General features: G+C 73.5%; 27 protein-coding genes. 13 read left to right on the forward strand and 14 right to left on the reverse strand.

All coding sequences use genetic code 11. The features are described 5' to 3' along the window. Nucleotides 1–39: 39 nt before the first annotated feature. The 3 genes from tyrS (at nucleotide 40) to FH715_RS14670 (ending at nucleotide 2,413) form a co-directional block, all read left to right on the forward strand. Nucleotides 40–1,443 carry a tyrosine--tRNA ligase gene (tyrS, locus tag FH715_RS14660; RefSeq protein ID WP_139645304.1) on the forward strand — a complete coding sequence of 468 codons (1,404 nt, stop codon included), beginning with the start codon at nucleotides 40–42 and terminating at the stop codon, nucleotides 1,441–1,443. An 82-nt stretch (nucleotides 1,444–1,525) separates the two neighbouring features. After that, the gene (locus FH715_RS14665; RefSeq protein ID WP_139645307.1) at nucleotides 1,526–1,876 is read left to right on the forward strand and encodes a DUF3099 domain-containing protein; all 351 of its coding nucleotides are present in this window, start codon (nucleotides 1,526–1,528) and stop codon (nucleotides 1,874–1,876) included. A 306-nt stretch (nucleotides 1,877–2,182) separates the two neighbouring features. Continuing rightward, a complete protein-coding gene (locus FH715_RS14670) occupies nucleotides 2,183–2,413 on the forward strand; it encodes a hypothetical protein (protein WP_211367638.1) in 231 nt (76 codons plus the stop codon). Nucleotides 2,414–2,437: 24 nt separating this feature from the next. Here FH715_RS14670 and moaA read toward each other — a convergent pair whose 3' ends face one another. Then, on the reverse strand, nucleotides 2,438–3,421 hold the full coding sequence (gene moaA, locus FH715_RS14675; protein ID WP_139645309.1) for a GTP 3',8-cyclase MoaA: 984 nt from the start codon (nucleotides 3,419–3,421) through the stop codon (nucleotides 2,438–2,440). A gap of 153 nt (nucleotides 3,422–3,574) precedes the next feature. On the opposite strand from moaA, the gene FH715_RS14680 reads away from it, so the two are divergent. Together FH715_RS14680 and FH715_RS14685 are read left to right on the forward strand one after the other, a co-directional pair. Continuing rightward, nucleotides 3,575–4,600, forward strand: coding sequence for a DEDDh family exonuclease (locus FH715_RS14680; RefSeq protein WP_139645311.1), 1,026 nt, complete (start codon nucleotides 3,575–3,577; stop codon nucleotides 4,598–4,600). Nucleotides 4,601–4,625: 25 nt separating this feature from the next. Further along, the gene (locus tag FH715_RS14685; protein ID WP_139645312.1) at nucleotides 4,626–5,471 is read left to right on the forward strand and encodes an SURF1 family cytochrome oxidase biogenesis protein; all 846 of its coding nucleotides are present in this window, start codon (nucleotides 4,626–4,628) and stop codon (nucleotides 5,469–5,471) included. 150 nt (nucleotides 5,472–5,621) lie between these two features. Here the strand turns inward: FH715_RS14685 and amaP are convergent, their stop codons facing one another. From amaP to FH715_RS14710, 5 genes are all read right to left on the reverse strand, one after another. Beyond that, nucleotides 5,622–6,218, reverse strand: coding sequence for an alkaline shock response membrane anchor protein AmaP (gene amaP / locus FH715_RS14690; RefSeq protein WP_139645314.1), 597 nt, complete (start codon nucleotides 6,216–6,218; stop codon nucleotides 5,622–5,624). A 19-nt stretch (nucleotides 6,219–6,237) separates the two neighbouring features. After that, the gene (locus tag FH715_RS14695) at nucleotides 6,238–6,912 is read right to left on the reverse strand and encodes a DUF6286 domain-containing protein (RefSeq protein ID WP_139645645.1); all 675 of its coding nucleotides are present in this window, start codon (nucleotides 6,910–6,912) and stop codon (nucleotides 6,238–6,240) included. A gap of 95 nt (nucleotides 6,913–7,007) precedes the next feature. Beyond that, nucleotides 7,008–7,403: an Asp23/Gls24 family envelope stress response protein gene (locus FH715_RS14700; RefSeq protein WP_139645316.1), complete on the reverse strand. Its 396-nt coding sequence runs from the start codon at nucleotides 7,401–7,403 to the stop codon at nucleotides 7,008–7,010. Further along, nucleotides 7,400–7,594: a hypothetical protein gene (locus FH715_RS14705; RefSeq protein ID WP_139645318.1), complete on the reverse strand. Its 195-nt coding sequence runs from the start codon at nucleotides 7,592–7,594 to the stop codon at nucleotides 7,400–7,402. The genes FH715_RS14700 and FH715_RS14705 overlap by 4 nt, the downstream gene beginning before the upstream one ends. Nucleotides 7,595–7,656: 62 nt before the next feature. Beyond that, complete coding sequence (locus FH715_RS14710) at nucleotides 7,657–8,151, reverse strand: Asp23/Gls24 family envelope stress response protein (RefSeq protein ID WP_139645320.1); 495 nt, start codon at nucleotides 8,149–8,151, stop codon at nucleotides 7,657–7,659. A gap of 196 nt (nucleotides 8,152–8,347) precedes the next feature. Here FH715_RS14710 and FH715_RS14715 point away from each other — a divergent pair, with 196 nt between their 5' ends. After that, nucleotides 8,348–9,094 carry a nucleopolyhedrovirus P10 family protein gene (locus FH715_RS14715; protein ID WP_211367646.1) on the forward strand — a complete coding sequence of 249 codons (747 nt, stop codon included), beginning with the start codon at nucleotides 8,348–8,350 and terminating at the stop codon, nucleotides 9,092–9,094. Between the two features lie 18 nt (nucleotides 9,095–9,112). Here the strand turns inward: FH715_RS14715 and FH715_RS14720 are convergent, their stop codons facing one another. From FH715_RS14720 to FH715_RS14745, 6 genes are all read right to left on the reverse strand, one after another. After that, the gene (locus tag FH715_RS14720; protein WP_139645322.1) at nucleotides 9,113–9,889 is read right to left on the reverse strand and encodes an enoyl-CoA hydratase/isomerase family protein; all 777 of its coding nucleotides are present in this window, start codon (nucleotides 9,887–9,889) and stop codon (nucleotides 9,113–9,115) included. Nucleotides 9,890–9,980: 91 nt separating this feature from the next. Continuing rightward, nucleotides 9,981–10,202: a helix-turn-helix domain-containing protein gene (locus FH715_RS14725; RefSeq protein ID WP_211367648.1), complete on the reverse strand. Its 222-nt coding sequence runs from the start codon at nucleotides 10,200–10,202 to the stop codon at nucleotides 9,981–9,983. A gap of 333 nt (nucleotides 10,203–10,535) precedes the next feature. Then, a complete protein-coding gene (locus FH715_RS14730) occupies nucleotides 10,536–12,134 on the reverse strand; it encodes an ABC-F family ATP-binding cassette domain-containing protein (protein ID WP_139645326.1) in 1,599 nt (532 codons plus the stop codon). Between the two features lie 149 nt (nucleotides 12,135–12,283). Next, complete coding sequence (locus tag FH715_RS14735; protein ID WP_139645328.1) at nucleotides 12,284–13,690, reverse strand: hypothetical protein; 1,407 nt, start codon at nucleotides 13,688–13,690, stop codon at nucleotides 12,284–12,286. Between the two features lie 114 nt (nucleotides 13,691–13,804). Next, nucleotides 13,805–14,944 carry an alpha/beta hydrolase gene (locus tag FH715_RS28940; RefSeq protein WP_139645330.1) on the reverse strand — a complete coding sequence of 380 codons (1,140 nt, stop codon included), beginning with the start codon at nucleotides 14,942–14,944 and terminating at the stop codon, nucleotides 13,805–13,807. A 206-nt stretch (nucleotides 14,945–15,150) separates the two neighbouring features. Continuing rightward, nucleotides 15,151–15,876: a class II aldolase/adducin family protein gene (locus FH715_RS14745; RefSeq protein WP_139645332.1), complete on the reverse strand. Its 726-nt coding sequence runs from the start codon at nucleotides 15,874–15,876 to the stop codon at nucleotides 15,151–15,153. Between the two features lie 68 nt (nucleotides 15,877–15,944). On the opposite strand from FH715_RS14745, the gene FH715_RS14750 reads away from it, so the two are divergent. Next, nucleotides 15,945–17,405 (forward strand): inorganic phosphate transporter, encoded by a 1,461-nt coding sequence (locus FH715_RS14750; RefSeq protein WP_139645334.1) that lies wholly within the window; start codon nucleotides 15,945–15,947, stop codon nucleotides 17,403–17,405. Nucleotides 17,406–17,487: 82 nt separating this feature from the next. Beyond that, nucleotides 17,488–17,685, forward strand: coding sequence for a hypothetical protein (locus FH715_RS14755; RefSeq protein ID WP_139645336.1), 198 nt, complete (start codon nucleotides 17,488–17,490; stop codon nucleotides 17,683–17,685). 107 nt (nucleotides 17,686–17,792) lie between these two features. On the opposite strand, the gene FH715_RS14760 is transcribed toward FH715_RS14755, so the two are convergent. Beyond that, nucleotides 17,793–18,722, reverse strand: a complete 930-nt coding sequence (locus FH715_RS14760) for an SCO1860 family LAETG-anchored protein (protein WP_139645339.1) — start codon at nucleotides 18,720–18,722, stop codon at nucleotides 17,793–17,795. 217 nt (nucleotides 18,723–18,939) lie between these two features. Next, complete coding sequence (locus FH715_RS14765; RefSeq protein WP_139645341.1) at nucleotides 18,940–20,049, reverse strand: amidohydrolase family protein; 1,110 nt, start codon at nucleotides 20,047–20,049, stop codon at nucleotides 18,940–18,942. A 232-nt stretch (nucleotides 20,050–20,281) separates the two neighbouring features. Between FH715_RS14765 and FH715_RS14770 the strand changes: the two genes are divergently transcribed. The 5 genes from FH715_RS14770 (at nucleotide 20,282) to FH715_RS14790 (ending at nucleotide 24,407) form a co-directional block, all read left to right on the forward strand. After that, nucleotides 20,282–20,860, forward strand: coding sequence for a SigE family RNA polymerase sigma factor (locus tag FH715_RS14770; protein WP_139645343.1), 579 nt, complete (start codon nucleotides 20,282–20,284; stop codon nucleotides 20,858–20,860). 63 nt (nucleotides 20,861–20,923) lie between these two features. Next, complete coding sequence (locus FH715_RS14775; RefSeq protein ID WP_139645345.1) at nucleotides 20,924–21,565, forward strand: hypothetical protein; 642 nt, start codon at nucleotides 20,924–20,926, stop codon at nucleotides 21,563–21,565. A 427-nt stretch (nucleotides 21,566–21,992) separates the two neighbouring features. Beyond that, nucleotides 21,993–22,577, forward strand: coding sequence for a diaminobutyrate acetyltransferase (gene ectA / locus FH715_RS14780; protein ID WP_139645347.1), 585 nt, complete (start codon nucleotides 21,993–21,995; stop codon nucleotides 22,575–22,577). Nucleotides 22,578–22,614: 37 nt separating this feature from the next. Continuing rightward, complete coding sequence (gene ectB, locus FH715_RS14785) at nucleotides 22,615–23,883, forward strand: diaminobutyrate--2-oxoglutarate transaminase (RefSeq protein WP_139645349.1); 1,269 nt, start codon at nucleotides 22,615–22,617, stop codon at nucleotides 23,881–23,883. A 128-nt stretch (nucleotides 23,884–24,011) separates the two neighbouring features. Beyond that, nucleotides 24,012–24,407 carry an ectoine synthase gene (locus FH715_RS14790; protein ID WP_139645351.1) on the forward strand — a complete coding sequence of 132 codons (396 nt, stop codon included), beginning with the start codon at nucleotides 24,012–24,014 and terminating at the stop codon, nucleotides 24,405–24,407.

The raw sequence follows: 24,407 nt of genomic DNA on the forward strand, positions 1-24,407 counted from the left end.
CGGGGCGTTCTCATCCCCGACAAACGGCAGGACCGAAACGTGACACGCCTCGGCGAATCCGTGCGGCGCGCGAGCGCGCTGCTGGCGCAGGACCTCTCCTCCGACACCACCGTCCAGCGGCTGCTGGAGGAGACGGCGACGCGGCGTTATCTGGACCTGACCGACCTGTCGCCGGCGGAGCAGGCCGAGCTGATCGCGGCCCGCGCGGTGGAGCTGGTGCCGTCGGCCGAGCGGCTGGCAGAGCGGATCGGGGCCGCGCGGGAGGCGGGGCACGGGCTGCACGTCAAGTTCGGGATCGACCCGACCGCCGCCGACGTGCACCTCGGGCACGCGGTGCCGATGATCGTGCTCAGCCGCTTCCAGCGGATGGGCCACGACGTGACGTTGATCATCGGCGACATCACCGCCAAGATCGGCGACCCCTCGGGGCGTTCCGCCGAGCGGCCCCCGCTGACCGACGAGGACATCGCGGGCAACCTGGCGGGCTACCGCGACCAGGTGCGTCCGTTCTTCGACTTCGAGAAGGTCAGCTTCCGGCACAACAGCGAGTGGCTGGCCGGCATCACCCTGCCCCGGCTGATCGGGGTGCTCGCGCAGGTCTCGGCGTCCTCGCTGCTCCAGCGCGAGGACTTCCGCGGCCGGCTGGACGCCGGGCACGGGCTGTCGATGTCGGAGCTGATCTACCCGGTGGCGATGGCGATCGACTCGGCGGAGATCGACGCGGACGTGGAGCTGGGCGGCGTCGACCAGCTGCTGAACATGCAGATGGGCCGGCGGGTGATGGAGATCTACGGCCAGACCCCGCAGCTGGTGGTCGGGATGCCGCTGATCGAGGGCACCGACGGGTCGGGCGCGAAGATGTCCAAGTCCAAGGGGAACTACATCGGGCTGAACTCGACGCCCGACGACGTGTTCGGCAAGGTCATGTCCATCCCCGACCGGCTGATGGAGCCCTACCTGCGGGCCTGGACGGAGTGGACGGACGCCGAGCTGGAGGCGGTCAGGGGGCGGCTGGCGGACTCCTCGCTGCACCCGATGGACCTGAAGAAGGTGCTGGCGGGCGAGGTGGTCGCGGCGCTGCACGGCGTGGAGGCGGCGATGAGGGCGCGCGACGGCTTCACCGCGCAGTTCTCCCGGCGCAGCTTCGCCGACGTGGAGACGCTGCCGGAGGTCTCGCTGGCGGAGCACGGCGCGGAGTCCGTGACGACGGTGCTGGCGAAGGTGCTGGAGTTCGCGCCGAGCGCCTCGGCGGCGCGGCGGCTGGCCAAGCAGAACGCGCTGCGTCTCGTCCTCCAGGACGGCGCGGAGCAGCGGGCCGAGGTGCTGTCGGAGGCGGACGCGCTGCGCCCGCTGGCCGAGGTGGTCGCGGAGCGCGCCGCCGCCGGGGCGCCGGACGGGCTGTACCTGAAGGCGGGGCGGAAGCTGGCCCAGCTGCGCGACTGAGCGGGGGCCGGGCTTACCGTGGGCGTAGGGCCGGGCGCGGCGCGGTGTCGCGCCCGGTGTCCCGGGAGACGGGTGAGGTGAGATGGCGCACTTGCGTCGTTCCGGCGAGGGCAGGGACGAGGAGTCCGGGGTCTACCGGATCACGGGCGCGCGGCAGAGCCTGGACGACGACGTGCGCGGCCGGCAGCGGCGGTACATCGTGGCGATGGTGGTGCGCACGCTGGCGGTGCTGCTGACCGCGCTGCTGTGGAACGTCAGCCTGCCGCTGGCGGCCGTCACACTGGTGCTGGGCATCACGCTGCCGTACATCGCCGTGGTGGTGGCGAACGCGGGTCGGGAGAACGTGCCGTCGTTGCCCTCCACGTTCGTCGGGGAGTCGGTGGCGCCCCGGGCGCTGCCGCCGGGACAGCGGGAAGCCCACAAACGGAGTTGACCCTTCCGACGGTCAACACCCGGAAAAGCTCAGATCATTTGGGTCATTCCTCTGCATTGGACGCCCGATGGCGTGTCATACTTCAAGAGCGCTCCGTATCCCCCGTCGGAGCGACAGAGAGACGCCGGGCGGCTCCCCCCGTGGCCGCCCGGCGTCGATCATGTTCGGGCATGTTCGGGACCAGTCAGCGTCTCGATCAGCGTCGTGTCCTCTTCGTTCGGAACCGGGCAGGATCGACCACGACCTGAGCAGAAACCCCAGGGAACCGAAAACCCCACGGAACCGCGAAGAAGCTGGAAGGACCCCGTGTCGAACGAGCCCGCCGAGACCGAGCTGGTCTGCTCGGCCAAGGGATGCCGCCAGCCGGCCGTCTGGGTGCTCGCCTGGAACAACCCCAAGCTGCACACCCCGGACCGCCGCAAGACCTGGCTGGCCTGCGACGAGCACCGGGAGTACCTGTCGCGCTTCCTGGGGCTGCGGGAGTTCCTGAAGGAGGTCGTGCCGCTCGACGAGTGGCGCGCGCGGAACGACGCCTGACCCCGGCGCGTCCCCGCCCGGCGGTCAGCCGCCGATCGACGACATCGGCCGCTGCGGCTGCTGGAACGTCGGATCGTCCAGCCCCGAGCCCGCCTTCTTGCCCCACATCGCCCGCCGCCACAGCTCGGCCAGCTCCGCGTCGTCGGCGCCGCCCCGCAGCGGGCCGCGCAGGTCCGACTCCTCACGGGTGAAGAGGCAGTCCCGCACCTGGCCGTCGGCCGTCAGCCGCGTCCGGTCGCAGGCGCGGCAGAACGGGCGCGTCACGGAGGCGATCACGCCGACCCGGCCCGGGCCGCCGTCCACCAGCCACCGCTCGGCCGGCGCGGAGCCGCGCGTCTCCTCCGGCGTGAGCGTGAACCGGTGCCGAAGCGCCGCCAGTATCCGCTCGGCCGTGATCATCTCCGCGCGCTGCCAGCCGTGCTGGGCGTCCAGCGGCATCTGCTCGATGAACCGCAGCTCGTACCCCTCGGCCAGCGCCCAGGCCAGCAGCTCGGGCGCCTCCGTGTCGTTGATCCCGGGCATCAGCACCGCGTTCACCTTGACGGGGGTGAGGCCGGCGTCCCGGGCTGCGGCCAGCCCGCGCAGCACGTCGGCGTGGCGCCGGCGCCTGGTCATCCGCTCGAACGTCTCCGGACTCAGCGTGTCGAGCGACACGTTGACCCGGTCGAGCCCCGCCTCGCGCAGCGGGACGGCCACGCGCTCCAGGCCGATGCCGTTACTGGTCAGGGAGAGCCGGGGGCGGGAGGCGAGCGCAGCGCAGCGCTCCACGATGGAGACGAGGCCGCGCCGCAGCAGCGGCTCCCCGCCGGTGAACCTGACGTCGGTGACGCCCAGTTGACCGACGGCGACGCCGACCAGCCGCACGATCTCGTCATCCGTCAGCAACTCCGGCTTGGCCAGCCACGCCAGGCCCTCCTCCGGCATACAGTACGTACAGCGCAGGTTGCACCGGTCGGTGAGGGAGACCCGCAGGTCGGTGGCGGTCCGTCCGTGGGTGTCGAGGAGCATCCTGGCACCTCCGCTGGTGGGAAGCAGATGTCTCGCAGCGTACGTCACCCCTGTGACAACCAGCGGGAACGGCCTCACCCGCGCCCCGCGCACCGGCCCAACTCCCGGCCGTCCGGCGGGCACTGTCGGTGCCGGCCCGTATCCTCTGGGACCATGCTCGAAGACCACGACCAGGCGGCCACGGTTGACCTCCCCCTGCCACGGACCACCCCCGACGGCCCCTGGCCGGAGGGCTATCCGTCGGGGTTCGCCGTGGTCGACGTCGAGACCACGGGGTTGGCCAGCCATGACCGGATCGTTTCGGCGGCCGTCTACCGGCTGACCGCCAGGGGGGACGTGGAGGACCACTGGTACTCCCCCGTCAACCCGCAGCGCGATCCGGGGCCGACATGGATCCACGGGTTGACGACGGAGATGCTGCGGGACGCGCCGCTGTTCGCCGAGATCGCCGACGAGTTGGCGGAGCGGCTGGCCGACCGGGTGCTGGTCGCGCACAACGCGGTCTTCGACTGGACGATGCTGGCGCGGGAGTTCGCGCGCGCGGAGCGCACCCCGCCGACGCGGCAGCGGCTGTGCACCATCCGGCTGGCCAAGGAGCTGGCGCTGCCGCTGCCCAACCACCGGCTGGAGACCCTCGTGGGCCACTTCGGGGTGGAGCAGCGGCGGGCGCACCACGCGCTGGACGACGCGCGGGTGCTGGCCGAGGCGTTCCGGCCCAGCCTCCACCAGGCGGCCGACCGCCGGCTGCCGCTCCCGCTGCACGCCTGCCTGCCGATCACGGAGTGGTCCCAGGCGCCGGCCGCCGAGCGGCGGCAGCGGGTCGGCGCGGCGGGCGCCTGGCGCGGCTGGCGGCCGAGCCGGCGGCGGCCCGCCTGCCCGTATCCGAACCCGGGGCGCTACCAGGCGGGCGGGCGGCTCATACAGGGGATGCGGGTCGCCTTCTCGGGGGACACCTCGATCGACCGCGACCTGCTGGAGGACCAGGCCGTCGAGGCCGGGCTGCACGTGGCGACCAGCGTCTCCGCGTTGACCAGCCTGCTGGTGACCAACGCGCCCGACGCCGCCACCAGCAAGGTCGCCAAGGCCCGCGCCGTCGGCACCCCCGTCATGGACGAGGCCGCCTTCACCCATCTGCTGCGCGACGTGGCCCCGGCGGAGGACCCGGCGCAGGGGGTGTGACCGGGTTCGGGTAGCGTCATCAGGCGTGTACCGCTTTCTGCTGTCCCGGCAGTGGGTGATCCTCACCCTGCTCGCGCTGCTGTTGATCCCGGCCATGGTCTGGCTCGGGTTCTGGCAGATGGACCGCCACGACCAGCGGGTGGCGCGCAACGACCTGATCGCCTCCAGCCTGGAGGCCGAGCCGGTGCCGATGGCCGAGCTGTCGGCACCGGAGACGGGCCCCGACCCGGACGACCGCTACCGGCCGGCGACGGCGACCGGCGTCTACGCCGCGGACCACGAGGTGCTGGTCCGCCAACGCACCAACGGCGACGGCGCGATGGGCTACCACGTGCTGACCCCGCTGGTGCCGGACGACGGCCCCGCGGTGCTGGTCAACCGCGGCTGGGTCGCCGCCGGCCAGGACCTGACCCGGGCGCCCGACGTGCCGCCGCCACCGTCCGGCGAGGTCACGGTCACGGGGCGGCTGATGGCCGACGAGACGACGGGGAACACCGGCGTCCGGGAGCGCTCGGGTCTGCCCGAGGGCATGACGATGCTGATCAACAGCGAGCAGCGGGCGGCCGATCTCGGACAGCCGATGCTCGGCGGCTATCTGGACCTGACCGAGACCGTGCCGCCGGACCCGGCGGACCCGGCCCTGGAGCTGGTCCCCGAGCCGGACCACACCGGCATCGGCGCGCACTTCGCGTACGCGGTCCAGTGGTGGCTCTTCGCCGCCGGCGTCCCCGTCGGATGGGTGCTGCTGCTGCGCCGGGACGTGAACGACCGGCGGGCGGCGGAACCGGCTGACGCCGGCGGTACGGGGAAGCCGGCCGAGGTCCGTCCCCGGTCCGAGGAACCGACCCCGGTCGGCGGGCAGCCGACGTAGCCGGTGCCCCGCCTGGGCGTCGACCCGCACCTGGCCCACCACCCCCGCCACCACGAGCCCAGGGGCGCGGGGAACCGCGCGAGCAACCACCCACCGGGGCGAGGACGGCACCCCACCCGAGCCACTCCGACCGCAAAAGCCCCGCAGGGCTCAGCTGACGCGTTCCGGCCCGTGTTTGGCCGCGCGGAGGCGGGCCTCCGCGGGGAGCGCTTCGAGGCCGGCGGAGACCTTCGCGTGTTCGATGGACTCCGCGCGCAGCCTGCGGACCACCTCATCCGGCCGCGCCTGCGGCGCGAGGACGAGGGCGACCCGCGCCCTCGGCTGCTCGCGGCGGCCGACCAGGCTGACGCGCGCGCGGTCCACGCCCGGCAGGGTCTCCGTCTCGGCGGCGACCACGTCCTCCATGGCGCGCCCGCGCAGCAACGCGCCGACGCCGTCGCCGCTGTCGACCAGCACCTCGGAGAGCCGACGGCGGCGCAGCTGGGCCAGCAGCCACCACAGGCTCAGCAGCACCAGCAGCGACAGGGAGCCGATCACCACCGGCCACCACCAGCTGGCCTCGCGGTGGCGCAGCCGGTCGCCGTCGCTCAGCAGCACGTCGTCCGGCGTGTCCCACGTCCACCACGACGGGGTGGTGAAGCCCCACCGTTCGGGCAGGTCGAGCGTGCCGACCAGCACCGAGAGGCCGAGCAGGAACAGCGCGACCCCGGTCAGGGCCAGCAGCACCCGGTTGACGATCCGCAGCATCCCGACCGCTCCTTCTCGCTTATCGTTTCGCCGGCCGGCGCACCTGGACGGCCAGTGCGGGCCGGCGGGCCAGGCCCAGTTCGTCGATGCCGTCGCCCAGCACCGCGTCCAAGTCGGCGCGGACCGCGTCCAGCACGCGGAAGTGTGCCTCCGCCGTGACCCTGATCCGGCGCCTTCCGACCGCGACGCGCACGCTGCGCACCCCCGAGACCTCAAGGGCCCGGTCACGCAGCACCAGCGCGGCGGCGGAACGTTCGATGCCGGCGCGCATCAGCTCGCTGTCCTGGCGCATCGGCAGCAGTCGACGGAGGCCGGGGGTGCACGCCAGCACCACGAGGCCGACGCCCAGCAGCATGGCGAGCGCGGCGCCCGCCACCACCCAGCCGTCGTCGAGGGGGCGGGTGGCCAGCGCGTCGGCCGTCTCGCGCCGCCAGGCGGCGGCCGGGCGGTCCGCGCGGACCGAGACGATGTCGAAGAGCAGCAGCCCCGACCCGGCCAGCAGCGCGGCGGCGACCAGCCCCGCCGGCACCCGGCGCACCGACCAGAAGCGGGGCGCGCGGCCGTCCTCGGCCCCTCCCGGCTCGTAGCGGGCGGTCGAGGCGGACTGCCGCATCGGATCCGACTCTTCGCCTTCGGGGGCGGTCTCGTCGCCGGGACCGGCACCCGGCTCCGGGGCGTCCGCCGTCTTGCTCAGCCGAACGGTGTCCCCGTTCGTGCCGTGGTCCTGGAACGGCTCCGTGTCCGCGGGGTCGCCCTCGCCGCCGGGTCCCCGGTGGGCGTGACGGGCGGTCACAGGAGCTTCCCCGACGCGGCGCCGTCCAGCTCCGAGGAGTGCAGCCGTTCCACGGCGACGGCCACCTCCTGGAGCTCCATCCCGGCCAACTCGCCGACGCGGCGCGTCACATGGTGGCGCACCGAGCCGCACTGGGCGCCGATGTCCGAGGGGTAGCCCAGCTCGACGGAGACCCGCACGCTGGCCAGCCCGCCCGTGCCGTCCGCGCCCGGCGGGCGGCGCACCACGGCCGTGGCGTGCGGCCCGCCGTGCCGTCCGCGCGGGGCCGGCGGGTCGGTGCGGTCCGCCCGCAGCGCCTCGCGCGCCGCCTGGGTGGCCAGCTTGGCCACCACCCGGTCGGCGATCCGGGTGGTGCCGCGCTGGTTGGCCGGTACTTCCTGTTCCACCGTCATCGCCGCCGGTCGCCGCCGCGGTCCCCGGAGCGGAAGAGGTCGCCGGGCTCCAGGTCGCCGTCGACGAACCGGCCGACCACGAAGCCGATCGCCCCCAGCGCCGCCACCAGCAGGAAGGCCGCGAACCCGCCGAAGTATCCGGCGAAGCCCAGGGCCATCCCGGCGACCATTCCGATCACCGCCATGCTCATCTCGTACTCCTCAAGTGGAACGACGTGATACCGACAACCGCGAGATCACTGAAAGCGGGAGGTCACTGGAGCTGCCGCTCCTCGTCGTCCTCCTCGTCGTCGGGCAGCTTGACGTCGACGACGTTGACGTTGACCTCGACGACCTCAAGTCCGGTCATCCGCTCGACGGCCGTGATGACGTTCTCCCGTACGGTACGGGAGACATCGGGGATGGAGACCCCGTACTCGACGACGATTTCGAGGTCGAGCGCGGTCTGCACCTCGCCCACCTCGGCCTTGACGCCGCGGGTGACGGACCGGCTGCCGCCCGGCACCCGGTCCCTGACGGCGCCGAAGGTGCGGGCGAGCCCGCTGCCCATGGCGTGGACGCCGACGACGTCGCGTGTGGCCATGCCCGCGATCTTGGCCACCACACCGTCGGCGATCGTGGTGCGCCCCCGGGTCGCCGGGTCACCGGTGCCCCGGCGCGTGCCGAGGGTCCTGCCGGACTCCGTCGCCTGCTCGGACCCCTGGTCCGCGACCTGGCCGGTCCCCTGCTCCGTGGTGGTGTCGCTCACTGTGCCTCGCCCCTTTCCTGGCGGCGGCTTCGGCCGTCGCCTTCTCGGCCACACTAAGCGCGGCGTGCTCCGCGCCCCGCTCGTGGCCCCCCGATCGGGTGGCGCCTCGGGCGGCCGTCGCCGCGTTCCTGGGAGATGCTGTACCCAGCCTTGGCCGGTTGAGTACAAACCCATGCGCAACGGAAGGTGGAAACAAATGGGCGCCGACGGTCTGTTGAGCACGATGCGGCGGCAGTTGGGCCTGGGGCGGCTGCTGCCGCTGCGGCAGGAGGCGGAGTGGGCCGGGTGGCTGACGGAACGTGCCGCGCGCGCCGCGCTGACCCGGGCCGTCGCCGAAGCGGCGCCGGGGGTGCGCCTCGGCGAGTTGCGACTCGGCGCGGACGGGGACCCCCGGGACCCGTCGGAGGACGCCGCGCTCCCCGCGCCGTCCGGGGCGCTGCCGCCAGGGCCGCTGCGGATGACGGCCGAGTTCGCGGCCTACCCGACGGTTCCGTTGACCGGGGTGGCCGAACGGGTGCGGGCCGCGTTGGTCGAGGAGGCGACGGAACGGCTGGGGCTGTCGGTGGCCGCCGTCGACCTGGAGGTCACCGAGCTGCTGTCGGAGCCGCCCGAGCCGGCGGGGCCGCCGCACGAGCCGCCGTCCCCGCCGGACTCCCTCCGCTCGGGCGGCCCGTGCGCCGACGAGGTGGCGGAGGCGGTCACGGCGGTCGACGGGGTCGCCGGCCTCTCGGCGGTGCTCGACGGCTGGCTGGGCGCGGTGCGTGTGGAGGACCGTCAGGAGCCGCCGTCGCGGCTGGTGCGGCTCCAGTGGGAGGCCGAGGGGAGGCGTCCGCTGCCCGCGCTGGCCGGGGAGGTGGCCCGCGCCGCGGCATCGGCGGCGGCGCGGGACGGCGGGGCCCCCGGACCGGTGCGGGTGACGCTGCTGGTCACCGCGGTCGACTGAGCCGGGGCGGGGAGGGGCTCAGTCCAGGCCGGCGAGTTCCCTCAGCCGGCGGCCCTGGGCGGCGCGTTCGGCCGCGCGTTGGGTGTCGTAGTCCTGGTGGGTCGCGGCGCGCAGCAGCGCCTTGGTCTCGATCAGCGCGCCGCGTTCGGCGGCGAGCAGCGCCGCGGCCAGGTCGTCGGTGGCGGCGGCCAGTTGGTCGGCCGGCACGACCAGGTTGGCCAGGCCGATGCGTGCGGCCTCGTCGGCATGGACGAAGCGGCCGGTGGCGCAGATCTCCAGTGCCCTGGCGTAGCCGACCAGTGCGACGAGCGGGTGGGTGCCGCCGAGGTCGGGGACCAGGCCGAGGCTGGTCTCGCGCATGGCGAACCGCGCGTCCTCGGCGCAGACGCGCAGGTCGCAGGCGAGGGCCAGTTGGAAGCCCGCGCCGATGGCGTGCCCCTGGACCGCGGCGACGGTCACCAGGTCGGGGCGGCGCCACCAGGTGAACGCCTCCTGGTAGGAGGCGATGGTGGCGTCGCGTTCGGACTCCGGTGCGGCGGCCAGGTCGAAGAGCGAGAGCTGGCCTTCGATTCCTTCCGGGGTGAGGGCCCGCCGGTCGAGGCCGGCCGAGAAGGAGACGCCCTCGGCGCGCAGCACGGCGACCCTGATGTCCCCGGTGAGCCGTCGTCCGGTCTCGGCGAGGGCGTGCCACAGGGCGGGGGTCTGCGCGTTGCGCCGCGCGGCGTTGGTCAGCGTGACGGTGGCCACGGCGTCGTGGACGGTGACACGCACACCGTCCTGGTCGAGCAGGCTCATCGGGTCTCCGCTCGTTACTCGGCAGTAGTGATGCCTGGAAGCGTAACGATCGGCGCCCGTGCCCGGTCGTCCGGGGCGGTCGGGGTGGGGTTCAGGCCGAGGCGGCCTTCTTGCCCCGGGTCGCGCCGCCACGGCCGCGCAGGGTGACGTCGGACTCGCTCAGCATCCGATGGACGAAGCCGTACGACCTGCCGGTCTCCTCGGCCAACGCCCGGATGCTGGCACCCGACTCGTACTTCCGCTTCAGGTCTGCCGCGAGCTTCTCGCGCGCGGTGCCGGTCACCCGGCTGCCCTTCTTCAGAGTCTCGGCCACTCGTGCCTCCTCATACGAAGTGCGCTCTGGACTCTCATGATCACCCCTAACCGGGGTTCTGGCCACCCATTCGTCGCGGTACGTACGACAAACGGACCGCTCCCCGACCGTTCCGGGACCGCGGAACGGCGCGGGGCGGCGCCGCCCGCGGGCACGAAGCGGCAGGTGAGCGCGGGGAACGCGACGCACGGGCGAGGCGGGGGGCGAGCGCGGCGCGCCGGACGTTTCGACACGCCCGGCTACGACCGCACTCACTCAGATGAATGATCACCCGTGCGTCGATTGGTCCATCGCCGCGTGATCAACGGGACCGGAGGCGACCCGGTGGGCCGTTCAGGCGAGGGCGACCAGGTCCGCGTAGTCCGCGCTCCACAGGTCCTCGACGCCGTCCGGCAGCAGGATGATGCGCTCCGGCTGGAGGGCGTCGACGGCGCCCTCGTCGTGGGTGACCAGGACGACCGCGCCGCTGAAGCTGTGCAGCGCGCCCAGGATCTCCTCGCGGCTGGCCGGGTCCAGGTTGTTCGTCGGCTCGTCGAGCAGCAGCACGTTGGCCGAGGACACGACCAGGGTGGCCAGCGCCAGCCGGGTCTTCTCACCGCCGGAGAGCACCCCGGCCGGCTTGTCCACGTCGTCGCCGGAGAAGAGGAACGAGCCGAGCGTCTTCCGCACCTGCACCATGTCCAGGTCGGGGGCTGCGCTGCGCATGTTCTCCAGGACCGTGCGCTCCGGGTCCAGGGTCTCGTGCTCCTGCGCGTAGTAGCCGAGCTTGAGGCCGTGTCCCGGGGTGACCCCGCCGGTGTCGGGCACCTCGACGCCCGCGAGCAGACGCAGCAGCGTGGTCTTGCCCGCGCCGTTGAGGCCGAGGATGACGACCCGTGAGCCCTTGTCGATGGCGAGCGAGACGTCGGTGAAGATCTCCAGCGAGCCGTAGGACTTCGACAGCCCCTCGGCGGCCAGCGGGGTCTTGCCGCAGGGCGCCGGGTCGGGGAAGCGGAGCTTGGCGACCTTGTCGTCGCGGCGCTCGTCCTCCAGGCCGGCGAGCAGCCGCTCGGCGCGGCGGGCCATGTTCTGGGCGGCGACGGCCTTGGTGGCCTTGGCGCGCATCTTGTCGGCCTGGGCGTTGAGCGCGGCGGCCTTCTTCTCCGCGTTGGCGCGCTCGCGGCGGCGGCGCTTCTCGTCGGCCTCGCGCTGGATCTGGTACTGCCGCCAGCCCATGTTGTAGATGTCGATGGCGGAGCGGTTGGCGTCCAGGTAGAAGACCTTGTTGACCACCGTCTCCACGAGGTCGATGTCGTGGGAGATCACGATGAGTCCGCCGCGGTAGGTCCGCAGGAAGTCCCGCAGCCAGATGACGGAGTCGGCGTCGAGGTGGTTGGTCGGCTCGTCGAGCAGCAGGATGTCGGCGTCGGAGAAGAGGATGCGCGCCAGCTCGACCCGGCGGCGCTGGCCGCCGGAGAGGGTGTGCAGCGGCTGGCCGAGCACCCGGTCCGGCAGGCCGAGGCTGGCCGCGATGGTGGCGGCCTCGGCCTCGGCGGCGTAGCCGCCCTTGGTCAGGAACTCGGTCTCCAGCCGCTCGTAGCGGCGCATCGCCTTCTCGCGGGTGGCGCCCTGGCCGCTCGCCATGCGCTCCTCGTTCTCCCGCATCCCGCGCAGGACGGTGTCCAGGCCGCGGGCGGAGAGGATGCGGTCCCTGGCGAGCACGTCGAGGTCGCCGGTGCGCGGGTCCTGCGGGAGGTAGCCGACCTCGCCGGAGCGGGTGATGGTGCCGCCGGCCGGGGTGCCCTGGCCGGCCAGGCACTTGGTGAGGGTGGTCTTGCCGGCGCCGTTGCGCCCGACGAGGCCGACGCGGTCGCCCTGCGCGATGCGGAACGAGGCGCTCTCGATCAGGATGCGGGCGCCGGCGCGCAGCTCGATCCCGGATGCGGTGATCATGGACAGACTCCAGGTACGGAATGTGTGAGACGGGGTCGGATCAGCGCTTACGGCCGCTAGTGCACGAGGAACGGAGTGTCCATGGCGGCCATTCTAGCCGCGCGGCGCGGCGCGTTCCCCGCCCACCGTCCCCCTGCCGCTCCCCCACCTCAGGCGCCTCCGCTGTGGACCTGGAACGCCGCCCTGCGGACCCGTTTCGCGACCGTCTGGTCGGGATGGACGGCCGCCAGCGCCAGCAGCACCTGCACGGTGCGCGGGTGGCCACAGATACGAATCTCGTCCACCAGTTCGGCGACGTTCGGCTGTGGGGCGGTGTCGAGATGGTCGACCAGCAGCCGCTCGGCGCCGTGCTCCTGGGCGGCCGAGGCGGTGTCGACCCAGAGCCAGGTGGCCTCCTGGCGGTTGAGCACACCCAGCGAGGACTCGGCCGTCTCGCGCGGGTCCCCGCCCTCGTGGTCGGCGAGCCACAGCAGCGCGTAGGGGCGCAGCACCGGGTCGTCCACCACGGCGCGCACCGCCTCGGACGCGGGGGCGCCGACCACCCGCAGCGCCTGGAAGGCCAGCCCCCGGATCAGGGCGTCCTCGCCCCTGGCGGCGGCCAGCAGCTCGTCGACGGCCGGGGCGGTGGGGCGCACCGCGAGCCAGGCGCGGTACTCGGCGCGGGCGGGACCGGGGGTGAGGTTGGCGCAGCCGCGCAGCATGGCGACGGCCGACTGCTCGATGTTGCCGGCGGGGCTCTGCGCGGCGACGCAGATCTGCTCCAGCTTGGTCCACATCGCCCAGCTGCCCAGGTCGGTCAGGCGCGCCCTGGCCGGGCGGTCGCCGCGCGCGTGCAGGGTGAGCGCGCCGACGGAGGAGAGCGCGTCCAGCGCCCAGCCCAGCAGCCGGACGCGTTCGGCCGTGGTCGCGCGGTCCTCCGCCGCCGGCTCGACGGGCTCGGGGGCCGGGGTGTCGGGGCCGGCGTCGTCGGGGCGTTCGGCGCGCAGCTCGGCGACCCGGCGGCGCATCAGGTCGATCAGGCCCGCGGCGGTGACCGGCCCCTCGGAGAGCCGCATCACGGACAGCAGTTGGGGCATGGCGGCGACCACGTCGGTGACCAGCGAGGGGTCGGCGTCCGACGGCGCGGGGCGGGCCAGGCACCAGGCGTCGAAGAGCGCGACCCAGCCGCGCAGCGCCGCCGTGTCGTCGCGCTCCCAGGCGCGCAGCCGCCAGCCGGCGCTGACCGCGCCGCCCTCCCCCTCGATCTCCAGCAGGCCGGCCAGCCGGGCGCGGCTCCAGTTCTCCCGCAGCTCGGCGGTGGACATTCCCAGCTCGGCGGCGGCGCGGGCGGCGTCCTGCTCGGGGGAGAGCCCGGCCTCCCTGGCCCAGTGCGCGACCCGCACCGCGTCGGCCAGCAGCTCGCGCGCCTGCCGCGCCAGACGCTCGGGAGGCAGCACGCCCTTGGGTGGCCGTGGGGTCCTTCTGCGCTCCCCCGTGCGGCGCTGGACGGGCGCTCGTTGCGGGGCGTTCTGCGGGACAAGGCGCAACCGGGGCTCACGCGGAGTTCGGGACGTCACCCGAGCAGTTTCGCCGTTAGGGCCGTCAAAGCCCAAACCCCCCGCACAGAGCGGTAGATGACGGACATCCCGCCGCGGCACGGCGGCGGGCGTGCGGCGAGGGCGCGGCGGGGCTCACATCAGGGGGGTGAGGAAGCGGCGCAGCGCCTCCTCGTAGCCGTCGGGGTCGACGTTCCACATCGCGGCGTGCTCGGCCCGCGCGACGGTGTGGAGCAGCACGTTCTCCGGGTGGCGGCCGGCGAAGTCGCGGCTGTGGGGGAACGGGGCGACGCTGTCGTCGGGACCGTGCAGGAGCAGCACGGGCGGGGGCGCGTTCCGCTCGCCGACGGGGGGCATCGGCGGCGGGCGCTCGGGGAGCGCGTCGCGGCGCGCGGCGGCGACGGCGAGCGGGCGCAGCGGCGGAGGCAGGCCCCGCCGGACGGCGAGCGCGCGCAGGGTCGCGGTGGGCGAGAGCACCGGGGAGTCGAGGACCAGGCCGGCGACATGGCGGCGCAACGGGGAGTGCGTGGCGGCGTACAGCGCCATCGTCGCGCCGGCGGACCAGCCGTGGAGCACCACCCGGCGTGCGCCGGAGCGCACGGCGAAGCGGAGCGCCGCCTCCGCGTCGGCCCACTCCCCCGCGCCCAACCGGTAGACGGGGTCGACGCGGCGCGGCGCGCCGGGGTCGCCCCGGAAGGCGGGCACCAGGACGGGGAACTGGTGCCGGTGGAGGAAGGGCAGCAGGTTCAACGGGCCCTCCCTGGTGGTGCCGAGCCCGTGCAGCGCGATCACCCAGGTCTCGCGGTCGCCCGCGACGTACCAGGCCGGCAGGGTGACCGCACCGTGCGGGAGCGCGACGTCGGTGTACTCGATGCCGAGGGCGGAGCGTGGGTCGCCGACGTGCAGTTGGGGCGTGAGCCCGACGGAGGCGCCGGTGGCGAACGGGGCGGCGCCGCCGCTGGGGAGCAGGCGGCGCACGACGGTGTCCGGCGAGCTGGCCACCTCCAGCGGCTCCCCGACGACGGCGGAGCCGTGGCGGCCGGTGAGCCGGTAGGTGCCGGGGCGCAGGGAGAGAGGGGAACGGGTGAGGGTGACGGTCTCGGGCGTGCTGCCGTGCACGGCGAAGCGGACGCCGGCGAAGCCGAGCGGCCGGCCGGCGCCGGCCGCGCCGAGGGCCGTGCGGGTGGCCCACCGGGCCACCGCGGCCGTGCTCAGTCCGACCCCGGCCGCCAACACCGTGCTGGCGGCGACCGCCGCCGTGATCCGCCGTCGCATGACCCCAGCATGGGAGCGCGCCGGGGAGAGGGCCACGTGGCGCCCCCCGTTCGGGCGTCGCGCCCCGCCGGGGCGCGGGGAGCCGCGCGCCCTCCGGGGTGGGGCGGCCGAACCGGGCGGGGAGCCGACCGCACCCCGGCGGGTGGCCGACAGCGGACGGTGACGCCCCTGGCCACCGCGACGGTGGCCGTGCCCGTCGAAGGACCTCAGCGGCGCGTCCCGTTGCCGTAGTCACGCAGGCGTTCGCTCACCTCCGCCAGCTGCGCCTCGTCGAGCAGGGTCGGCTGACGGCCGGGGACGGAGCTGGCCGCGAGCCACACCTCGCACATCCATTCCAGCTGCGCCGTGTGGTCCATCGCCTGCCGCAGATCGCGCCCGTGGACCAGGGTGCCGTGGTTGCGCAGCAGACACGCGCTGCGCCCCTCCAGCGCCGTGAGCGCCGCGCGGGCCAACTCGTCCGAGCCGTAGGTCGCGTACGGTGCCACCCTGATCGGCCCGCCCATGGCCGCCGCCATGTAGTGGATCGTGGGCACCTCGTCGACCAGCGTGGAGACCGCCGTCGCGCGGGCGGCGTGCGTGTGCACCACCGCGCCGGCCTCGCTCTCCCGGTAGACCGCGAGATGGAGCGGGAGTTCGCTCGTCGGCCTCAGCCGTCCGGCCACGACCCGGCCTTCGAGGTCGACGGCGAGGAGGTCGCCGGGCCCGAGTTCGTTGTACGGAACGCCACTTGGCGTGACGAGGACCGTCTCGCCGAGGCGGACCGAGAGGTTACCCGAGGTGCCGACGACCAGACCATCGGTGACCGTCCGCCGGGCGGCCCGCACCAACTCCCGCCAGGCGGAACGCCATTCGGCGGGTATCGGCCTCCGGCCCCCGGAGGGGCCTGCCGAAAAAAGGATCGAAGCAACAGCGTTACGCCGCCGTTCATTCATCTTCCGTTCACCTATTCACCCTACGTTAACTCCGCTTGCCCCCACCCCGCCGAACGATTGTCCGGTACATGGAACACTTCACGCTGTTGATCGCGATCGTGATCATCACGGCTTTGGCGTTCGACTTCACCAACGGCTTCCACGACACGGCCAACGCGATGGCCACCACCATCTCGACCGGGGCGATGAAACCCAAACCCGCGGTCGCGATGTCGGCGATACTCAACCTCGTCGGAGCGTTCCTCTCCGTCGAGGTCGCCAGAACCATCTCCGGCGGGATCATCGACGAGGAGGCGGGCATCCAGCCCGAAGTGATCTTCGCCGGGCTGGTGGGCGCGATCGTCTGGAACCTGCTCACCTGGCTCGCCGGGCTCCCCTCCAGCTCCTCGCACGCGCTCTTCGGCGGCCTGATCGGCGCCACCGTCGCCTCGGTCGGCTTCGGCGCGATCAACGGGGACGCGGTGATCACCAAGGTGATCATCCCCGCCGTGGTGGCCCCCCTGGTGGCCGGGGTCGCGGCGACCATGGCGACCCGGCTGACCTACCGCGTCACCAGGGACGCCGACCGGGCCACCAGCGCCAAGGGCTACCGCGCCGGGCAGATCGCCTCCGCCGCGCTGGTCTCCCTCGCGCACGGCACCAACGACGCGCAGAAGACCATGGGCGTGATGACGCTGGCGCTGATCGCCGGCGGTTCGCTGGCGCCGGACTCCGACCCGCCGCTGTGGGTCATCACCTCCGCGGGCGTGGCCATCGCGCTGGGCACCTACCTCGGCGGCTGGCGGATCATCCGCACCCTGGGCAAGGGCCTGACGGACATCCAGCCGCCGCAGGGCTTCGCCGCCCAGACGAGCGCGGCGACGACCATCCTGGCCTCCTCCCACATGGGGTTCGCGCTCTCCACCACCCAGGTCTGCTCGGGCGCGGTGACCGGCTCCGGGCTGGGGCGGCGCGGCGGCGTCATCCGGTGGAACACGGTCTCCCGGATGGTCGTGGCGTGGCTGCTGACGCTGCCGGCCGCCGGCCTGGTCGGCGCGCTGGGCGCGCTGCTGGCCGAGCAGGGCGACTGGGGTGTGGCGACGGTCGCGGTGCTGCTGATCGTGGTGAGCGGCGCCATCTGGGCGCGCTCGCGCCGCCGGCCGGTCTCCTCCGACAACGTCAACGACGACGACCCGGACGCCCTGCCGGCCGAGGAGACCGTCGCCGTACGGGACGAGGAGCCGGTGACGGACGCCTCGGTGGCGGAGGCCTCGGGCACCGGGAAGGTGAACGGGACGGTGAACGACTCCTCCACGGCCCCGGTGAACACGGTCTCGGTGGACAAGGCTTCGCTGGACACCGCTTCGGTGGACACGGCCTCGGTGAACGGGTCGGCGGCGGTGAACCCCTCGACGGTGAGCACGTCGGCCGCGGGGGACGAGGAGCCGGCCCTGGCCGTGCTCGCGCCGCCGGTCGTCGACCCGGAGGCGGAGCAGCGGACCGCGCCGGCGGACTCGACGGCCGGGCGTCCCGGCCCGAGCGCCTCCTGACGCCCGCACCCGGGTAACACGACGCACCCCGGTAACACCTCGATCCCGGAAACACCTCGAAACGCGAAGGTCCTCACAGACGATGAACATCGAATGGGACGTGCTGGGCCAGGTCATCCTGGTGTCGGTGCTGCTGACCGTGGCCGTGGTCGGGCTCTTCTCGCTCGGCATCCGGACGAGCGGGCCGAGGAGCGGTGCCCCGGCGAGGTCGGCCGGCTATCTCTCCTTCGGGCTGTGCGCGGCGGCCGTCTGCTACGGCATCTGGATCATCGCCGCCTGACGCCCCCGCCCCCGGCCCGGCGGCGGGGGCCGGTGCCCGGCGATGTTCGCCGGGCACCGGCCCCCGCGCGTGCGGCAACCGGTCAACGGCCGGTCAGCGCGACCGCCTCACGCCGCGCGACGGCGGGCGAGCACCACCGTGCCCGCTCCCACGGCCAGCAGCGCCAGGCCACCGCCGACCACGTACGGGGTGGCGGAGCCGCCGCCGGTCTCGGCGAGGTCGCCGGCCGGGCGTTCGCCCCCGCTCTGCGGCGCCGGCCCCTCGGGCTCCTCGGCGTCGGGCTCCTCCGACTCCTCCTCGGGCGCCGGCGCGCCGACCGGGGTGGTGCAGGCGGCCTCGGCCAGGGTGACCCGGCCGCTGACGGTCGCCACGTTCAGCTCCAACGGGTTGATCTCCACGGCCAGTTCGAGCGCGGTGGCGGCGGCGGAGGTGTCGGTGGTCTCGCGCTGGCCCAGGGCCAGGGTGACCTCGCCGACGCCGGGCACCTCCAGCCGGGTCTCGCCGGTGGAGTCGAGGGTGACCTCCCGGCCGAGGACCGTGGCGCTGGCCGGCACGGTGGTCTCGGCGACGGGGGTCTCGCCGACGGCGCAGTGCGCGCGGGAGTGCACGGCGCTCAGCTCGATCAGCGAGAGCGCGCCGAGCCCCGGCAGCTGGACGCGGGCGCCGACCAGCTCGGAGTCGGCGGTGGCGGCCGACCCGTCGGCGGTGGCCTCGGCGCCGGCGACCTCGGCGCGCAGCACGTCGAACGGCCGGCCGTCGGCCACCCCGTCCAGCGTCGCGGTGAGCAGCGTCTCGTCGGCCTGGGACCCGTCGGCCGGGGCGCTGACCTCGTTGAGCGCCAGGTTCAGCGGCAGGTTGGCCGCGCCGTCCAGCAGTGAGACGTCGAGCGTGGTGCGCAGCACCGCGGCGTTCGCGGTGCCGTGGGTCTCCCCTTCCGGCCCTTCGTCGGCGACCGCGGGCGTGGCGCCCGCCAGGAGCGCGCCGCAACCGGCCACCAGGGCAAGGGAGATGGACCGCCCGAAGGCAGAGTTGAACACGGGTGATGAACCCCCACGAGATGGTGAACGTCGCCGCCGCGCGAACAGGGACAGGCACGGCGGCGACCGGGACGCCGCCATCCTTCGGCCTGCCGGGGGTGATCAATGACCATCAGAGGTCACTTCACTCATACGAGGGAACGTCGGGCCGCACGGGCGTTCCCCGTTCGCACTGCGGGCCGGCGTGCACGCCGGCGCCTACCACATCCCGCGCGCCTCAGCCCACGATCCGGCCGCGCAGCACCACCCGGTGGGGGCGGGCCAGCGCGGTGAGGTCGCGGCGCGGGTCCTCGGCGTAGACGACCAGGTCGGCGGGGGCGCCCTCGGTCAGCCCCGGCCGGCCGAGCCAGTCGCGTGCCCCCCAGGTGGCGGCGGAGAGCGCGGCCAGCGGGGGCAGCCCGGCGGCGGCGAGTTCGCCGACCTCGGCGGCGATCAGGCCGTGGGCGAGCGAGCCTCCGGCGTCGGTGCCGGCGTAGACCGGGATGCCGGCCTCCCAGGCGGCGCGCACGGTCGCGTGACGGCGTTCGTGGAGCCGCCGCATGTGGGCGGCCCAGCGCGGGTAACGGCGCTCGCCGGCCCGGGCCAGCTTCGGGAAGGTGGCGATGTTGACCAGCGTCGGCACGATCGCGACGCCGCGCTCGGCGAAGAGCGGGATGGTCTCCTCGGTGAGCCCGGTGGCGTGCTCGACGCAGTCGACGCCCGCCTCGACCAGGTCGCGCAGGGAGTCCTCGGCGAAGCAGTGCGCGGTGACCCTGGCGCCCTCCTCGTGGGCGGCGGCGACGGCCTCGCGCAGCGCGTGGGCCGGCCAGAGCGGGGCGAGGTCGCCGCGTTCCCTGTCGATCCAGTCGCCGACCAGCTTCACCCAGCCGTCGCCGGCGCGCGCCTCGCGCCGCACCCGGTCGGGCAGTTCCTCCGGCTCGATCTCGTGGGCGTAGTTCCTGATGTAGCGGCGCGGGCGGGCGATGTGGCGTCCCGCCCTGATGACGCGCGGCAGGTCCTCGCGCCGGTCGATCCAGCGGGTGTCGGCCGGCGAGCCGGCGTCGCGCAACAGCAGGGCGCCTGCCTCCCGTTCGGCCGTCGCCTGCGCCTCGGAGGTCTCCGCGTCGACGGCGCCCTCGGGACCGAGACCGACGTGGCAGTGGGCGTCGACCAGGCCGGGCAGCGCGTAGCCGCGGACCGTGGTGACCTCGCGGGTGGAGGCCGGCGGGGTGAGGCTGATCCGACCGTCGACGACCCAGACCTCGTCGCGCACCTCCCCCTCGTCCGCGGCGGCGGCCGGGCCGGTCAGTACCCGGCCCGTGACGCGCAGCACCTGACCGTTCGACAACGGGACCTCCCTGGGGCGGAATCGACGGGCGGCGCCGGCTCCGGGTCGCCGCCGCGGCGGCGACCCGGTCGAGAACTCGTCTCATACCGGCCGGTTCACGAGCCTCGGCAGCCTACCGATCCCCTGCTACGCTCCCAACTCCCGGGGCTGGGCGACGTCACGGACACCGCACGACCTGTCGAACAAACGCCGTCGGCAGGCATTGAGGAGCCGCACCCCCGAGGAGGCCGGCGTGGCCAGCCCCAGCGAAGACTTCCACGCCTTCTTCGAGCGTCACCATGTCGAACTCTCCCGACTCGCCTATCTGCTGCTCGGCGGCGACGGCGGCAGGGAGGGCGCCGACGATCTCGCCGCCGACGCCCTGGTCGCGATCTGGCACCGTTGGAACCGGATGACCGAAGCGGAACGGCCGCTGGCCTACGCCAGAGGCGTGGTCGCGAACCTCGCCCGTTCGCAGATCCGCGCCCGGATGAGGGAACGCCGCCGGATCGCGCTCTTCTCGGCGGGGCAGGCGGAGCAGACCGAGGGGCCCGACGTGCCCGCGGTGCTGGACGTCAGAGCGGCGCTGGCGCGGTTGCCGTACCGCAAACGCGCGTGCGTGGTGTTACGCCACGCGTTCGACCTCTCGGAACGCGACACCGCGCGGACGCTGGGCATCTCGGTGGGTACGGTGAAGAGCCAGACCTCGCGCGGACTGGCCGAGATGCAGCGCCTGTTGAGCCGGACCGAGGTCCGCGCGGAGGAGGCGGGCGGGGCCCCGGAGATGCTGCGGGCGCTGTCCGCCGGCCCGCTCCAGCATCGCGGCGGGTGAGCGACCGCGCACCCGCGCGTCCGCCCGCCGCGCGACCGCCGAACCGGAAGAGGACGAGTGCCGATGGCCGACCGCGAGGACGCGCGGGAGCTGCTGCGGGCGGCTGCGGCCGGGCACCGGCCCGACCGGGAGCGGATGCGGGCGCGCGTCGCGCGCGGGATGGCCGCGCCCGACCCGGTCGCCGCCGCGTCGCGCCGCCGGCGGAGGCGGCTGGTGGCGGGGGCGGTGGGCGCGGTGGGCTGCGTGCTCGGGGCGGCCGTGCTGGTCGGCGGCTGGCTGGGCGGGGGCGAGCGGGGCGAAGCGACGGCGGCCTCGCCGTCGGCGCGGGGCACGCTGGCCACGTCGGGCGAGGTCTACCGGGACGACAACCCGTACTGGTCGCAGAGTGAGGTCACGCTCGAAACAAGCCACCCGTTGACGGCTCTGACCGTGGAGGTGCGGGTGGTCGCGGACGAGGCGGCGCGGCCGACGGGCGGCTGGCGGACTCCGCCGGAGGAGGACTTCGTGTTCACCACCGGGGAGGAGGGCGGGGACCTGGTCTTCCGCTGGGAGCTGCGGGAGGGCCGGGAGGTCGCGGAGGGCGCGCATGTCTTCGCCGCGCAGTACGAGCACGGCGAGGGGCCGAGGGACGCGGCGTTCGACCGCTATCTGATCACCGGCGAGGGGCCGGGCGGCGCGGTGGAGGGCGGCGGTGGGTTCAGCTGACCGGCCCTCTCCGGCTGGCATTTGCCACCGGTGATCCGCATAATCTTTTCCGCGTCTTCAGCGCATCGGACGGAGAAGACTTCCAGCATCCGGGACACCGGCGGTCCGCCGGAAATTCGACAGCCGTTTCCCGGGTTTATCGGGGTGAGGGATCGAGGCGCTTCTTCCCGGTTTTCTGATCCCTAAACCGACACGCCCGAGGGTGCCCCCAACATCACACCGCCAGGCCAACAGGGTCACACCGTCGTTACGAATATGTGACCAAGCGCACGAGCGCGCCCGTTTTGTCCGGTAACTAACGGACAAACCCCCTCGTTTCGCCGCCACTCCTCGCCCGACCCACGCGCGCGCGTAACACATCTCCCCCACCCCCGTTAACCCCGGTCGGCGATGCATTTTCCACTCATGCTGGGTAAATTCAATTCGCATGACCCCCGCACAAGCAGACCATGCACGTGCCGTCGATTACCAGGAAATAGCCGGGACAGTGGAACAAGGAAACGAGCTCACGCTCGACACACCACAGCTGGCGGACGGGGCCATCCTCTGGCGGATCGCCAAGGACTCCCGCGTTCTTGACCTGAACTCTTCGTACAGTTACCTGCTGTGGTGCCGTGACTACGCCGGCACCTCTATCGTGGCCAGAGACGCGTCGGGCGAACCGGTCGGCTTCATCACCGGATACGTACGCCCTGACGCTCCGACGACCCTGCTCATCTGGCAGGTCGCCGTCGACCACGCACAGCGGGGACGCGGCCTCGCCGCCGCGATGCTCGACGCCCTGGCCCGCCGGACGGGCGAGGAGCTGGGGGTGACCACCATCGAGACCACCGTCACACCGGACAACACCGCCTCCAACCGGCTGTTCGCCGCCTTCGCCGAACGGCACCTCGCCTCCGTGCGACGCGAGGTGCTCTTCGACAGCCAGGTGTTCCCCGAGAGCGGCCACCAGCCCGAAGTGCTGTACCGGATCGGCCCGATCCGCGTCCCCGACGTCGCCGCCGCGCGCTGACCCGACGACCACTCTTCGCCTCACCTGGAGATCCGCTGTGACCATCACCCAGCCCGACCTGAGCATCTTCGAGACCCTTGAGTCCGAGGTGCGCAGCTACTGCCGCAACTGGCCGACGGTCTTCGACCGCTCGCGCGGCAGCTATCTGTACGACGAGGACGGCCACACCTATCTCGACTTCTTCATGGGCGCCGGGTCGCTGAACTACGGCCACAACAACCCGGTCCTCAAACGCGCCCTCATCGACTACCTGGAGCGCGACGGCGTCACCCACGGCCTGGACATGTCCACCACGGCCAAGCGCGCCTTCCTGGAGACCTTCCGCGACGTGGTGCTCTCCCCCAGGGACATGGACCACAAGGTGATGTTCCCCGGCCCGACCGGCGCCAACGCGGTCGAGTCGGCGCTGAAGCTGGCCCGCAAGGTGAAGGGCCGGGAGTCGATCGTCTCGTTCACCAACGGCTTCCACGGCATGTCGCTCGGCGCGCTCGCCGTGACGGGCAACGCGTTCAAGCGGGCCGGCGCCGGCATCCCGCTGGTGCACGGCACGCCGATGCCGTTCGACGACTACCTCGACGGGCAGACCCCCGACTTCATCTGGTTCGAGCGGCTGCTGGAGGACACCGGCTCCGGGCTCAACAAGCCCGCCGCCGTCATCGTCGAGACCGTGCAGGGAGAGGGCGGGGTCAACGTCGCCCGGCCGGAGTGGCTGCGGGCGCTGGCCGACCTGTGCGTACGCCACGACATGCTGCTGATCGTCGACGACATCCAGATGGGCTGCGGGCGGACCGGCGCGTTCTTCTCGTTCGAGGAGTCCGGCATCGTCCCCGACATCATCACCGTCTCCAAGTCCATCAGCGGCTACGGGATGCCGATGTCGCTGTGCCTCTTCCGCCCCGAGCTGGACGTGTGGGAGCCGGGCGAGCACAACGGCACGTTCCGGGGCAACAACCCGGCGTTCGTCACCGCCTCCGCCACGCTCAACACCTACTGGGCCGACGGCCAGATGGAGAAGCAGACCCTCAGCAGGGGCGAGCAGATCGAGAACGCCCTCAGCGCCCTGGCCGTGGAGCACGCGCACGCCGGCGCGAGCTACCGGGGGCGCGGCATGGTCTGGGGGCTCACCTTCGACGAGGCCGACCGCGCGCGCCGGGTCTGCCAGCGCGCGTTCGAGCTGGGGATGCTGATCGAGACCTCCGGCCCGCAGAGCGAGGTCGTCAAGCTGCTGCCGGCGCTGACCGCCACGCCCGAGGAGCTGGACGAGGGCCTGCGCATCCTGACCAGGGCCGTACGCGAGACCGACTGACCCCCACCCCAGGACCCCACCGGCGTCCCCCGCGAGTCGGGGGGCGCCGTCCCCTTGGACCACCACCGGTCCGCCGGGGTCCACCGGCGGGAAACAGAAATCCACAGAAGGAAAGGAAGCGCACCAACGTGATCGTGCGATCGCTCAGCGACATCGAGGGAACCGACCGCGACGTGAAGTCCGCCTCCGGCACCTGGCGCAGCAAGCGGCTGCTGCTGGCCAAGGAAGGCGTCGGGTTCTCCTTTCACGAGACGGTGCTCTACGCGGGTACCGAGACGACAATGTGGTACGCCAACCACATCGAGGCGGTCTTCTGCGTCGAGGGCGAGGCGGAGCTGACCAACGAGGAGACCGGCGAGAAGCACCTCATCAAGCCGGGCACCCTCTACCTCCTGGACGGCCACGAGCGGCACACCGTCCGCCCGAAGACGGACTTCCGCGTGATGTGCGTGTTCAACCCCCCGGTCACCGGCCGGGAGGACCACGATGAGAACGGGGTCTACCCGCTGCTGACCGAAGCCTGA

It is taken from the genome of Streptomyces sedi (assembly GCF_006335015.1).
Taxonomy (GTDB): domain Bacteria; phylum Actinomycetota; class Actinomycetes; order Streptomycetales; family Streptomycetaceae; genus Streptomyces; species Streptomyces sedi.